We start from the raw sequence: 13095 nt of genomic DNA, 5'->3' as shown, positions 1-13095 counted from the left end.
CCTGCTGGGCCCGAAAAAACTGCTCGGGATGATCCCGTTCGGGAACCGCCTGCGGGACTACTTCGCGTCCTATCAGTCGTCACAGACACATCTGGACGCCATTCTGCACGCGATGCAGAACGGCCAGGAGGAACTGCGGCGGGACAATGCCGCGATCGAGCAGGAAAAGCACAACCTGTGGACCACCATGAGCAGGCTGCGCGAGTACGCCCAGCTGGCCTCGGACCTCGACGCCGAGCTCGTCACCCGGATCAACCGGATCGAGGCCGCCGACCCGGATCGGGCCCGAGCGCTTCGCGAGGACGTCCTGTTCTACGTGCGGCAGAAGCACCAGGACCTGCTCACCCAGCTTGCGGTGAGCGCGCAGGGTTACCTGGCCCTGGATATGATCCGGCGCAACAACCTCGAACTGATCAAAGGTGTGGACCGGGCGAGCACTACGACCGTCGCGGCGCTGCGGACCGCGGTACTCGTCGCGCAGGCCCTGGCCAACCAGAAACTGGTGCTCGACCAGATCGCCGCGTTGAACCAGACGACCGAGCGCCTCATCGTCGGCACGTCCGAGCTGCTGCGGCGCCAGACCGTCGAGATCCACGGGCAGGCGGCGTCCTCGACCGTGTCGGTGCAGGCCCTCCAGCAGGCGTTCGCCAACATCTATGCCACGATCGACACGATCGACGGGTACAAGACCGCCGCCCTGGAGACCATGCGGACAACGGTGACGGCCTTGTCGCAGGAGGTGGGAAAGGCAGCCGCATATCTGGACCGGGCCGCCTCGACCGCTCCCGTCGAGATCGCGCCGGCCTCGTCAGCAGTCGGCGAACTGGAAATCTCCGGCGGCGGGCCGTGACCGGACGCCGTGTCCACCCGGTCGCAATCGGCCTGCTCGCCGTGTGCGCGGCTGCGTTCACCCTGACCGCCTGCGGTTCCGGGTCGGGGTCGGCGTCTGGGTCGGGGTCGGCGTCGGCGTCTGGGTCGGCCCCCGGCCCCGGCAAGCCGGGTGTGCTGCGGATCCTCGCCGGCTCGGAACTGGCCGACGTCGAGCCGCTGCTGGGCGACCTGCGCGCGGCCACCGGCGTCACGGTGCAACTGACCTACACCGGGACACTCGACGCCACCGATAAGATCATCAAACATTCCGCGGGCACGGACGCCGCCTGGCTGTCCTCCGACCGTTACCTGCGCCTGCTGCCCGGTGGCGCGCAGGCGGGCAGCGTCCGCACTCCAACCATGACATCGCCGGTGGTCCTCGGTATCCGGACCTCGCTCGCCACGAGGTTCGGCTGGACGGGTACCACCAGCGTCACGTGGGCGGACGTCGCCGCGAAGGTTGCCGCCGGCGAGCTGACGTACGCCATGACGAACCCGGCGGCGTCCAACTCGGGGTTCAGTGCGCTGGTCGGTGTCGCGGCCGCGCTCGCCGGGACCTCGGACGCGCTACAGGCATCCGACATCCGCCCCGACGCGCTGACGTCGTTCTTCTCGGGGCAGACGCTCACCTCGGGCAGTTCCGGCTGGCTCGCGGACGCCTTCGTCGACAGGCCCCAGGACGCCGGCGGTATGATCAACTACGAGTCGGTGCTGCTGTCGCTGCAACGCTCCGGCCGACTGCGGGAACCAATCACGATCATCTACCCCAAAGACGGCATCATCACAGCCGACTACCCCATGCTCCTGCTCGACCCCGCCCGGCGGGACGAATACAGCCGGGTGGTGACCTGGTTGCGCAGCCCGGAGGTCCAGCGACGGCTGCAGACCACCACCAACCGCAGGCCGGCCGTCCCCGGCGTCGCGCTCGACCCGCGGTTCACCACGACCACCCTGGCCGAACTGCCCTTCCCCGCCACCCAGGCGGTCGCCGATGAGCTGATCACCTCCTACCTCGACCATTTCCGCCGTCCGTCGCACGCGATCTTCGTACTGGACGTGTCCGGTTCCATGGCCGGCCGGCGCCTGGCCGATCTGCAATCCGCGCTGGCCGGGCTCGCCGGTGCCGACACCTCCCTGTCCGGCCGGTTCACCCGGTTTCGTGACCGTGAAAAGATCACACTTGTGATTTTCAACGGCTCGGTCGTCGGGTCACGCGACTTCACGGTGACCGACACCGGGGCATCCTCGCCCGATCTGGCCGCGATCCGCTCCTACATCACGAGCCTGCAGGCCAACGGGGGAACGGCCATCTACTCCGCGCTCGCCGATGCCTACCGCCGCGCGTCCGATGCGGTCGCCGCCGAGCCCGGCTACCTGACGTCGATCGTCCTGATGACGGACGGTGAGAACAACGCGGGCCTGTCAGCTGGTCAGTTCCGCGCCGGTTACCAGGCCCTTCCCCCGGCTGCGCGAGCCGTCCGCACCTTCTGCATCATCTTCGGCGAGGCACGTCCGGACGACCTGCGCTCGATCGCCACCGACACCGGTGGCGCGACGTTCGACGCACGGACATCCCCACTGACCGACGCGTTCAAGGACATCCGTGGCTACCAGTGACCCCGGGTCCGCCATACCCGGTGGCGGCACCGGTGAGAACCGGGCCTCCTGTCAGGGCTGTCAGGGCTGTCAGGGCCGGCTCGGATGACGGCGATCCGGCTGCCGCGGCCTGACCCACCGCCGCCTCCTCCCGCCAGGGGAACCCGGGAAAAGGCGCTGACGTGGATCGGATCGCTGAAGAACATCGCCGGGTGCACCGGCGCGCTCGGCGGGTTGGGGCTGACCGCCGCCGGCGTGGTCGGATCACCGCAGTGGCCGTTGGTCGTAGCCGCCATGTATGCGATCGGTGCTCTGGTCGCGCCAGCCCGTCGCCCGACACCGGGCGGTAGCCAGCCGGGCGTCGCCGAACTTCGCGCGACCGTCGAGGCCCAGCTGCGGGTCCTGACCGGACTCGCGCCAACCGAGATCACCGCCGCCGCGGCCCAGGTCGTCGACGCGCTGCGCGAGGTGCTGGACCGCCCGCACCTACTGCGCGCCGGCTCGCCCGAGACGTTCGTGGTCGTGCGGACCGTCGCCGACTACCTGCCCACCGCCCTGGAGGTCTACCTCGGCCTGCCGGCGCGGTACGCCCAGACGCACCGGTTGGACGACGGGCGCACGCCACGCGAGGTCGTCATCGGCCAGCTCGGCCTGTTGGAAAAGGGCATCCGCGACGTCACCGAAGCGGCTGCGGCCGGGGACACCGCGAAGCTGCTGTCCCACGGACGTTTCCTGGCCGACCGGTTCGGGTCGAGCGAGCTCGACCTGTCGAACCCGTCCCCCAATCCATCACACATACCCTAGTCAGCTAGGGACCGAAGCCAGCTAGGGACCGAAGCCAGCTAGGGACCGAAGCCAGCTAGGGACCGAAGCCAGCTAGGGACCGAAGCTAGCAGGGACCGAGTCGGGCGTTGAGGTAGGACACCGCCTGATCCATGGACACGCGCTCCTGCTCCATGGTGTCGCGCTCCCGGATCGTGACGGCGCGGTCCGCCAGCGAGTCGAAGTCGACCGTGAGACAGAACGGCGTGCCGATCTCGTCCTGCCGGCGGTACCGACGCCCGATCGCGCCGGCATCGTCGAAGTCGACGTTCCAGTGCTTACGCAGCTCCGCGGCCAGATCGCGGGCGACCGGTGACAGGTCGGCGTTGCGCGACAGCGGCAGCACCGCGGCCTTGACCGGAGCAAGCCGACGGTCGAGGCGGAGCACGACCCGGCGGTCCACCCCACCCTTGGTGTTGGGTGCGGTGTCCTCGGCGTAGGCGTCCAGCAGGAATACCAGGGTGGCGCGGTCCACCCCGGCGGCCGGTTCGATCACGTACGGCGTGTACCGGGTGCCGGTGGCCTGCTCGAAGTAGGTCAGGTCCGCGCCGGACGCCTTCGCGTGTACGGACAGGTCGTAGTCCGTGCGGTTCGCGATACCCTCCAGCTCGCCCCACTCCAGGCCGGCGAAGTCGAACCGGTACTCGATGTCGACGGTCCGCTTCGAGTAGTGGGAGAGCTTCTCCTTCGGGTGCTCGAAATGGCGCAGGTTCTCGTCGCGGACACCCAGGTCGCGGTACCACCTCGTCCGCTCACCGAGCCAGTACTCGTGCCAGGTCTCGTCCTCGCCCGGCGGGACGAAGAACTCCATCTCCATCTGTTCGAACTCGCGGGTCCGGAAGATGAAGTTTCCCGGGGTGATCTCGTTGCGGAACGACTTGCCGATCTGACCGATACCGAACGGCGGCTTGCGCCGGGCGGTCGCCTGCACGTTCGCATAGTTGATGAAAATGCCCTGGGCGGTTTCCGGCCGAAGGTAGGCCAGGCCCGACTCGTCCTCGACCGGCCCCAGGTAGGTCTTGAGCAGACCGTTGAACATCCGAGGCTCGGTGAACGTGCCACGCGCACCGCAGCTGGGGCAGTTGACCTCGGTGAGCGCGGTCGGCGGCCGGCCGTGCCTGGACTCGAAGGCCTCCTCAAGATGATCGGCGCGAAACCGCTTGTGGCAGGTGAGGCACTCGGTCAGCGGATCGACGAAGACCTGCACGTGCCCGCTGGTCTCCCAGACCTCACGCGCGAGGATCACACACGAGTCGAGGCCGACCACGTCGTCGCGGCCCTGAACCATGGCCTTCCACCAGGCACGCTTGACGTTGTTCTTCAGCTCCACCCCGAGCGGACCGTAGTCCCACGATGCCCGCAGGCCACCGTAGATCTCGCTTGAGGGGAAGACCAACCCCCGGCGCTTGCACAGACTGACGATGGTGTCCATGCGGTCGGACGAACTGGCCACGCGGGCGCTCCCTTCCCACTCACCCGCCGTCATCGGCGACGTCGGGTGGTCGTGTCCTACGCACACCTGCTCCACCTGATGATCAGAAGGGCAAGTGCCGATCAGACAGACAAGTGCCCAGCGTACGGGCTGCGGGCACAGCCGGCGCAGACAGGTCGGGCAACGTCAGGCACGGTCTGAGCCGTGGCGGACGGCACCCGTGACGCCGTCGTGGGCGAGCAACACCTCGAACGCGCCCGGCTCATCGACGGCGTAGATCATCAACGGCGTCAGCTCCACCCGGACATCGAACGCGGACAGGGCCCGGCGCCACGCACCCACCCCGTCCCACTCGGATGTGATCACCCACAGTTCAGGTTCATCCACGGCACGTCCCAGTCGAGCGGACCCGTAGCCGCGCTGCCCAGCCAGTGCGACCAGGGCCCGGTCCGCACGCTCGCGGAAGGCTTCGGCCTCCCCGACCGGAACCCGCAGCCGCATGACAACAAGCACCGCACGGTTCTATCAGGTCGCGTCCGTCAGCTCCTCAGCCCTCCCCAGCCCGCCACCCGGTCGGCCCGTCACGGCGTGGCCGATCGGGCCCCCGACGGACGGGCCACGACCCCGCCATATCGACGGTCCCGCTTGGCGAAATCCTCACAGGCCGCCCACAGATCGCGCCGGTCGAAATCGGGCCACAGCCGCTCGACGAACAGGAACTCGGCGTATGCGGCCTGCCAGAGCAGGAAGTTGCTCAGCCGTTGCTCCCCCGACGTACGGATCAGCAGGTCGACGTCGGGCATCTCCGGCTCATCGAGATAGCGGGCGACGGTCTTCTCGTCGATGCGGTCGGCCCGCAGGCGGCCGTCACGGACGTCCCGGGCAATGGCGGCGGCCGCATCGGCGAGTTCGGCGCGCCCCCCGTAGTTCACGCACATCGCCAGAGTAAGGCGGTCGTTACCACAGGTGCGTTCCTCGGCCGCCTCCAGCCGTCGGATGACGTTGCCCCACAGGCGCGGACGCCGGCCGGCCCACCGGACCCGGACCCCCAGGGAGTCCATGTCGTCGATGCGCCTGCCGAACACCCCGTCGGTGAAACGCATCAGGAACGCGACCTCGTCCGGCGAGCGCTTCCAGTTCTCCGTTGAGAAGGCATACACCGACAGCCACCGGACGCCCAGCTCGATCGCGCCCTCCACACAGTCGAAGAGTGCCTCCTCACCGGCCTCGTGGCCCTTCGTGCGCGGCAGGCCACGCATTTTCGCCCAGCGGCCGTTGCCGTCCATGACGATGGCGACATGCCGCGGGATCAACTCGGAAGGAATCTCCGGCGGACATGCGCCGGAAGGATGCGGATGCGGTTCACGGAACCGTCCGGCTCTCCCGTTACGTCGACTCACCGGACACCTCCCTTCTACCGCCAGTCAAAGGTAGCGCGATCATCATTCCTCCCGCGCCCACAAACATCATCGACGCATCATCGTCGAACGCGCCACCCCCGACGCGTCCGGCCCGGTTCACGCCCGCTCCAGATGAGGCAGTGCACGTAAGCCGTACTCGAGATGCCACTGCAGGTAAGCGGCGACACATCCGCCAGCCTCGCGCCGGGTGCGGACCTCGCTCACATCGGCGGCGGCCCAGTCGCCGGTAAGCAGGTCGGACAGCAGCGTCACGGCGGCCGGCGACATCGAAGCTGCACCGTGCGGTCGGCACTGCGGGCACACTACGCCGCCCGCCGCGATGGAAAACGCCTGGTGGGGCCCTTGCTGGCCGCAGCGGGCGCACTCGCGCACCGCCATCCCGTAGCCCGAGACCGCCAACGCACGCAGCAGGAAGGCGTCCAGGACGAGGCCCGGCGCACGTTCGCCCTGGGCGAGGGTACGCAGACCGCCGATCAGAAGCAGAAACAGGCGGATAGCCGGCTGGCGTTCCTCGCTGGTCAGCCGTTCGGCGGTTTCCAGCATGACGGCCGAGGCGGTGTGCCGCGCATAGTCGGCAGCGATCACCGCGCCATAGGGGCGCAGGATGTCGGCCTGCGTGACCGTGTCGAGCGAGCGCCCCTCATGTAGCTGGAGGTCGACGTGGGTACCCGGCTCCAGTCGGGCGCCGAACCGGGACGACGTGCGGCGCACCCCTTTGGCCACCGCGCGCACCCGTCCCGTCCGCCGGGTCAACACGGTGACGATGCGGTCGGCCTCGGCGAGCGGCGTCGTTCGCAGGACGACACCTTCATCGCGGTAGACCGGCACCCACCCATGGTTGCACGCATCCCGGTAAGTGGTCAGGACACGGTCGCCCCGGACCGATTGTGACATGCCGCTGCCGGCGGACCGGTCCGAGCTGTCTGCCGGGCCGGCGGCCTATCGCCGGGCTGGCGTCGGGCTGGCGTCGGGCTGGCGCCGGGCTGGCGGGGCACCTCGCGACGCCGGATCCGCGCTGCGATGCGGACCCCGCCGACTCCGGACTGTCACGCCCTGCAATAGTCACTTTCAGCATCCACGAGAGAACAGGGAGTAGGAGTGCTGGCGGTACGGAAAAGATTTGTATGTTTTTGTAGCTATTTGACCGTTTTCCCACTGACCCTCGCCTTGATCGTGATCCAGACCCATGCCGCCGTGGCCGCGGCCGCCCAGACCACGGCCACTCAGGTCACGGCCACTCAGGTCACAACCGGTCAGCCGACAACCGGCCAGACCGCGGCCACCCAGACCGTCACCGTCTACCTCGCCGCACCCGACCGTGGCGGTCTGGATCACCTCGCGCGGTCGGTCGCCGGCGCGGCGAGCGCATCTGCGCCGGACCGGGCGACCCGTCTGAGGGCGTTTCTGCCCTCAGACGCGACCCACGACACGGTCGCGAACGAGCTCGACACGCTCGGCCTGACCGTCACCCGGACCACCGCATGGAGCGTCACCGCCACCGGCGAGGCGGACCGCCTCCGGACGCTGTTCGGCAGCGCCCGCGACTCCCGTCCTGCCCTGCGTTACGCACAGAGCCTGCCCGCCCTCCCCGCATCCCTGCACGGTCTGGTCTCGGTCGCCGTCGGTGGTGACGAGACCCGACCGGCATTCCGCCACCTCGGTACACGTGCCGCGCGGACAGAGCCGGCGACTGCGCGCAGCGCGGCCGCGGTGCCGCCCGACGCCGGCTACAGCGGCGCCGACCTGCGTGCCGCCTATGGCGCGCCGGACGGCCACCGCGGCGACGGCGGGCCCGACCCGACCGTCGCCAGCCTCCAGCTGTCCGGCTGGGACCCGGCCGACCTGCGCGCCTACGCGGCGGCAGCAGGCATACCGGACCCGGTCGCGGGTGGGCGTTACACGGCCGTGAGCGTCGGTCGCGCACCCGCCTACAACGCCGCCCTGGACGGCGACGGGGACAGCGAGGTCGCCCTCGACCAGGAGGTACAACTGGCAGTCGCGCCCAGCGCGCGCCAACGTGTCTATTTCGCGCCCAACACCGACCAGGGCTTTCTCGACATCCTCGACCGGGTCCGCCTCGACGCCGCCGACCCGAGCGCGAACCTCGTTGCGTTCAACGCGTCCTGGGGTCTGTGTGAGCCGTACAACAGCGCAGCGTTCGTCCGCACCGCCGAAACGTTGCTGGCGGCGATCGCCGCGGCGGGCGTCACCACCTTCACCGCTTCCGGGGACAGCGGATCCGACGACTGCGGCAACGGTACCGCCACCGCGAGCTACCCGGCGTCGTCACCATCAGTGATCGCGGTAGGTGGCACGACGATGCTCAACCCGACCGGCGCGACCGTGTCGGAGACCGCCTGGGCCGGCTCCGGTGGCGGCTGCTCAGCGCTGTTCGCCCAGCCGGACTGGCAACCGGTCACGGCCTGTACGTCGCGCGCGCTGCCCGACCTCGCCATGAACGCCGACCCGACGACCGGCTTCGCCATCTACAACCGCCGTTACTGGGAAAGCCACGGCGGCACGACCGTGCCCGGCTGGATGCGTTTCGGTGGCACCAGCCTCGCATCACCCGCCGCCGCCGGGATGCTCGCGGCCGAATGGGCGTCGACCGGCCAGCAATCAGGCGGGTACGGCGACATCCATGACCGGCTGTACAAGGCACCTGTTTCAGCCTTCCGGGACATCACAGTTGGTAACAACGGCGCCCACCGCGCCACGGTCGGCTACGACCTTGTGACCGGGCGCGGCGCGCCCCGGTGGAACAGGCTCGCCTCCACCGCGCTCACCACGACCCCAACGACGACCCCAGCGACGACCCCAGCCGGCCGACCCCCGGGCCAGGACGAGTACACGATCGCCGCCGGCATCGGCACGGACCACGCCGTGTGGGCGAAGCGATCCGGCCAGGTCGCCCCCGCGTCGCTGGGCGGTCGGGCCACATCCGTCCCGACGGTGATCCAGACTGCCGGCAGGGTCACCTACATCGTGGGTGGCACCGACGGGAACCTCTGGATGCGGGACGAGACCGACCGCGCGTGGTCGCCGTTCGGCCCTCCCGGAACACAGTGTTACGGGCAGGCCGCGATCGTCGTCGGATCAGCCCTGCACGTCGGCTGCCGCGGCAGCGACCGCGCGCTGTACGTCAGCGCCGTGCCCGTCGACGCCTCCGGCCGGCCGGCCCGGGTCACCTGGTGGGCGAACTACGGCGGGCAGACCGACGCCGCTCCCGCGGTGGCCGTCGTGGACGGCGTCGTCACCTGGTTCACAACCCGCGCCACCAGCAACGTCACCCGCACCACCAGCAACGTCGCGTCCGCCGCCAACCTCTACCGGCGGACGGCCGCCTCGGCCTGGACGGTGCTCGGCGTCCGCTGCGACGGGGGGCCGGGTGCCGGCGGTAACAGTCCCTACGCCGACGGTCCCTCCGGTGGCTACGGTCCCTCCGGTGGCTACGGTCCCTCCGGTGGCCAGGATGTCCGGCCTGGCCCGAACGGAACCGGAACCGCATACGGGCCGGCGTTCGTCGGCTGCCGGCTGGCGTCGGGAGCGCTCGCCTACGCCGCCGCGCCGTTCATCCGGTTCGTCGACGCCGGTGGGATGATCGTCGGACTGCCCGCCTTCGCTGCGGCCGGGGACGGGACCGTGGACGTGTTCGTCGCCGGCACCGACCACGCCCTCTACAACCGACACATGGGCGCATCCGCCCCGCTGGACGGGGGCTGGACGAACCTCGGCGGCAGGTATCTCCTCGCGGTGGGCGCGGCCCGGATCAACCAGGGACCATAGGAATGTCGACGTCGACGGCGCAGGTGGACTCTCACCAGACGCCGAACCCGGCGCCGGACCATGATGGACCGGTGCGAGTGGTGCGACGGGCAGCCAGAGCGATTCTGATCGATTCCCGCGGACGGCTGGTCGTTTTCCGCCGGACCCTGCCGGGCCAGCAGCCCTACTGGGCCACTGTGGGCGGCGGGGTCGATCAGCAGGACGCCTCGGTGGAGGCAGCCCTGCACCGGGAGCTCGCCGAGGAGCTGGGCGCCGCCGTCGACCGGGTCCAGCAGGTGTTCCTCACGAGCACGACAAAAGCGAGCACGACAAAATACGGCGGAAGCAGCGGAGGTGAAGGCGGCGGTGGCGGTGGGCCGGGCATCACCGTCCAGCACTTCTTCGTCTGCCGGCTCACTTCGATCGATCTTGCAGCCAGGACGGGCGACGAGTTCACCAACCCGACGAAGGGACGCTACGACGTCGAACGGATCGACCTGCACGGCGAGGCCCTGACCCGTTTCGCACTGCAGCCGGGCGCGCTCAAGGACTTCATCCTGGCGAACCGGGAGGCCCTGCTTGCGGCAGTCGCGGATCCGACCGCGGACCCAACCGCTGACCCGACCGCGGACCCAACCGCGGATCGTGCCCCGGGCCCCGATCCGCGGTCGGATCCGCCAGCTCGGCGGTGAGCGCCGGCCACGCGACCGGATCGTGGCCGGGGAGCAGACGCAGGCCACGGGCGGACGCGATCGCCTTCAGCCGCCGGATCGGCTCGATCGTCGCCTCCGGCGGAACGCCGATCGACCCACCGACGGCCCGCTCGAAATCGATGTTCTCCTGCAGGTCCGCGGCGTCGAACGCGAAGACATACCCGCCGCCGCCCACCGTGGGATCCATCTCGACGATAAAGCTCTGGTGGCCTGGGGTGTGCCCGGCAGTGCGGACCGCGGTCACCCCCGGGGCGATCTCGGTGTCGCCGTCGGCCACCTGCCAGGTGATCGCCGGGTGATCGAAGTCGACCCGGATGATGCCGTCGGCCTCCAGCTGCGCCGGGTGGGTACCGAGCCCGTGGTCAAGCTCGCGGCCCTGAATGTGGACGGGTGTACCGCGCCGGGCGAAGTGGCGCAGCCCGCCGGCGTGGTCGCTGTGCAGGTGGGAGACGGCAACCACGTCGATCTGGTCGAGGGTGAGCCCGACCCGTTCCAGCGCACCCTCCAGCGGGTCGCCGGCGCCGGGCGGGAGCCACACCTCCACGCCGGTGTCGCGGTGGAAGCGGCGGCACAGGGCCGCGTCCCGCACGAATGCCGGGTTGAGCCCGGTGTCGATCAGCAACCAGCCCCCGTCGACCTCCACCAGCAACGCCGGGACGGGCTGACGTAGCCGGATGTCGTCCGCAGCGCCGTGCACCGACATCGAATACGGCACCTCGACCCAACCCAGGGTCAGCGGGACCACCCGCCGCACGCCAGCCATGGCCGTCACTATCCGCCATCTGCCTGTCTGCCGGCCTGTCTACCTCCCCGCGTGTGTGCGGGCAGGTAGACAGGCCGCACAGTGAGCCGGTGGGCAACGTCATTGCGATGGCCGTGGGCCTGGGTGCTCTGCTTGCTGTAGCCGTCGGCTGCCTCACCATCGCCGGCGTACGGTTACGCCGGGCGGTGATCGTCGCCGCGGTTCGGGCCGGCGCCCAGCTCACCCTCGTCGGCCTGGCGTTGCGCGGGGTGCTCGCCGCACCCGCGACAACGGTCGCGGTCCTCGTCGTGATGCTCACCGTAGCGACCCTGACCGCGGCGGGCCGGCTCACCGGCTTCCCCAACGCCCGACGGTCCGTGCTTGCCGCCAGCACGGCCGGCGCGGCCGTCACGCTCGGGATCATCTTCGGCGTCCCGCTGCTCGACCGGTCCGCTCGCTATCTGGTCGCGGCCGGCGGCATCGTGATCGGTGGCACCATGACCGCCAGCACCCTGGCGGGTCGGCGATTGTTCGAGGCGATGGTGCGCCGCCGCGACGAGGTCGAGGCCTGGCTCGCGCTCGGCGCCACCCCACGCCAGGCGGTCGCGGACCTCGCCCGCACCGCCATCCAGGAAGCCCTGCTGCCCGCCGTCGACCAGACCCGCACAGTCGGGCTGGTCACGCTGCCGGGCGCCTTCGTCGGCGCCCTGCTCGGCGGCGCGAGCCCCACCGACGCGGCCCGGTTCCAGCTCGTCGTCCTCGTCGCCCTGCTCACCGCGGAGACGCTGGCGGCCGTCACCCTCGTCTGGCTGTTCGGCGCACCCACCCACATCCCAGACGCCGACGTGCCCAACGCTCACGGTTCCAGGGCCGGCGGTCCCAGAACCCGCGGTCCCAAAACCCGCGGTCCCAGGGCCAGGCGAAGGATGTGATTCTGCTGCTACTCCAGCAGCACCAGAATCACATCGTTGGGGTTGGGGTTGGGGATGGGGCCGCTCCGGGCACTGGCACTCAGAAACCGAGTTTGCGGAGCTGGCGGGGGTCGCGCTGCCAGTCTTTGGCGACCTTGACGTGCAGGTCCAGGAAGACCGGCGTCCCCAGCAGCGCCTCGATCTGGGTGCGCGCCCGCGTCCCGACGTCCTTGAGCCGCGCGCCCTTGGCACCGATGACGATCGCCTTCTGGCTCTGGCGCTCGACGTAGACGTTCACATGGACGTCGAGCAGCGGGCGGTCGGCGGGTCGGTCCTCGCGCGGGATCATCTCCTCCACGACGACGGCCAGGGAGTGCGGCAGCTCGTCGCGCACGCCCTCCAACGCGGCCTCACGCACCAGTTCGGCGACCATCACCTGCTCGGGTTCGTCGGTCAGATCGCCGTCCGGATACAGCGGCGGACCAGCCGGCAACCGTTCCACCAGCAGATCAGCGAGCACGCCTACCTGGAACGACGACACGGCGCTGACCGGTATCACCGCGGCGAAATCCGCGAGCGAGGAGACCGCGAGCAGCTGTGCCCCCAGCGCGTCCCGGTCGGACACCAGATCGGTCTTGGTGACGATCGCGATCACCGGCGTCCGCTTGGGCAGGCGGGCGAGCTCGTCGGCGATGAACCGGTCGCCGCGACCCACCGGCTCGTTCGCCGGGACGCAGAAGCCGACCACGTCCACCTCCGACAGGGTGGAGCGCACCACGTCGTTGAGCCGCTGTCCGAGCAGCGTGCGGGGACGGTGCAGCCC

11 protein-coding genes and 1 pseudogene are annotated in these 13095 nt (G+C 70.0%); 6 read left to right on the top strand and 6 right to left on the bottom strand.

Annotation, left to right across the window (positions count from 1 at the left end):
• The 3 genes from U9977_RS17850 to U9977_RS17840 all read left to right on the top strand — a co-directional run.
• The coding region (locus tag U9977_RS17850) for a toxic anion resistance protein (protein WP_322750409.1) at positions 1–850 on the top strand (850 nt) is incomplete at its 5' end.
• Positions 847–2487, top strand: coding sequence for a vWA domain-containing protein (locus U9977_RS17845; protein ID WP_322750408.1), 1641 nt, complete (start codon positions 847–849; stop codon positions 2485–2487). The genes U9977_RS17850 and U9977_RS17845, both read left to right, overlap by 4 nt.
• 84 nt (positions 2488–2571) lie before the next feature.
• Entirely contained in the window at positions 2572–3270 is a 699-nt protein-coding gene (locus U9977_RS17840; RefSeq protein WP_322750407.1) for a hypothetical protein, read from the top strand.
• A gap of 85 nt (positions 3271–3355) precedes the next feature.
• Here the strand turns inward: U9977_RS17840 and U9977_RS17835 are convergent, their stop codons facing one another.
• From U9977_RS17835 to recO, 4 genes are all read right to left on the bottom strand, one after another.
• A complete protein-coding gene (locus U9977_RS17835; protein ID WP_322750410.1) occupies positions 3356–4774 on the bottom strand; it encodes a glycine--tRNA ligase in 1419 nt (472 codons plus the stop codon).
• 132 nt (positions 4775–4906) lie between these two features.
• The gene (locus U9977_RS17830; protein ID WP_322750406.1) at positions 4907–5233 is read right to left on the bottom strand and encodes an antibiotic biosynthesis monooxygenase family protein; all 327 of its coding nucleotides are present in this window, start codon (positions 5231–5233) and stop codon (positions 4907–4909) included.
• Positions 5234–5301: 68 nt separating this feature from the next.
• Positions 5302–6120 carry an isoprenyl transferase gene (locus U9977_RS17825; RefSeq protein WP_322750405.1) on the bottom strand — a complete coding sequence of 273 codons (819 nt, stop codon included), beginning with the start codon at positions 6118–6120 and terminating at the stop codon, positions 5302–5304.
• A 117-nt stretch (positions 6121–6237) separates the two neighbouring features.
• Positions 6238–6969 carry a DNA repair protein RecO gene (gene recO, locus U9977_RS17820; RefSeq protein ID WP_322750404.1) on the bottom strand — a complete coding sequence of 244 codons (732 nt, stop codon included), beginning with the start codon at positions 6967–6969 and terminating at the stop codon, positions 6238–6240.
• 270 nt (positions 6970–7239) lie between these two features.
• Here recO and U9977_RS17815 point away from each other — a divergent pair, with 270 nt between their 5' ends.
• Together U9977_RS17815 and U9977_RS27090 are read left to right on the top strand one after the other, a co-directional pair.
• Complete coding sequence (locus U9977_RS17815; RefSeq protein ID WP_322750403.1) at positions 7240–9927, top strand: S8 family serine peptidase; 2688 nt, start codon at positions 7240–7242, stop codon at positions 9925–9927.
• Between the two features lie 2 nt (positions 9928–9929).
• A pseudogene (locus tag U9977_RS27090) lies at positions 9930–10253 on the top strand (NUDIX domain-containing protein); the annotation flags it as partial.
• Between the two features lie 205 nt (positions 10254–10458).
• On the opposite strand, the gene U9977_RS17805 reads toward U9977_RS27090, so the two are convergent.
• Positions 10459–11382 carry an N-acyl homoserine lactonase family protein gene (locus tag U9977_RS17805; RefSeq protein WP_416210675.1) on the bottom strand — a complete coding sequence of 308 codons (924 nt, stop codon included), beginning with the start codon at positions 11380–11382 and terminating at the stop codon, positions 10459–10461.
• Positions 11383–11471: 89 nt separating this feature from the next.
• Here U9977_RS17805 and U9977_RS17800 point away from each other — a divergent pair, with 89 nt between their 5' ends.
• Positions 11472–12293, top strand: a complete 822-nt coding sequence (locus tag U9977_RS17800) for an ABC transporter permease (protein WP_322750401.1) — start codon at positions 11472–11474, stop codon at positions 12291–12293.
• 79 nt (positions 12294–12372) lie between these two features.
• On the opposite strand, the gene era is transcribed toward U9977_RS17800, so the two are convergent.
• The coding region (era, locus tag U9977_RS17795) for a GTPase Era (protein WP_322750400.1) at positions 12373–13095 on the bottom strand (723 nt) is incomplete at its 5' end.

This window comes from Protofrankia sp. Cas8 (assembly GCF_963555845.1).
Classification (GTDB): domain Bacteria; phylum Actinomycetota; class Actinomycetes; order Frankiales; family Frankiaceae; genus Protofrankia.
This window is presented reverse-complemented; position numbering and strand designations above follow the sequence as displayed.

Bases quoted from the DNA above. Each gene is read 5' to 3' on its own strand.
- U9977_RS17840 (WP_322750407.1), top strand. From the start codon at position 2,572: ATGACGGCGATCCGGCTGCCGCGGCCTGACCCACCGCCGCCTCCTCCC.
- U9977_RS17835 (WP_322750410.1), bottom strand. From the start codon at position 4,774: ATGACGGCGGGTGAGTGGGAAGGGAGCGCCCGCGTGGCCAGTTCGTCC.
- U9977_RS17805 (WP_416210675.1), bottom strand. From the start codon at position 11,382: ATGGCTGGCGTGCGGCGGGTGGTCCCGCTGACCCTGGGTTGGGTCGAG.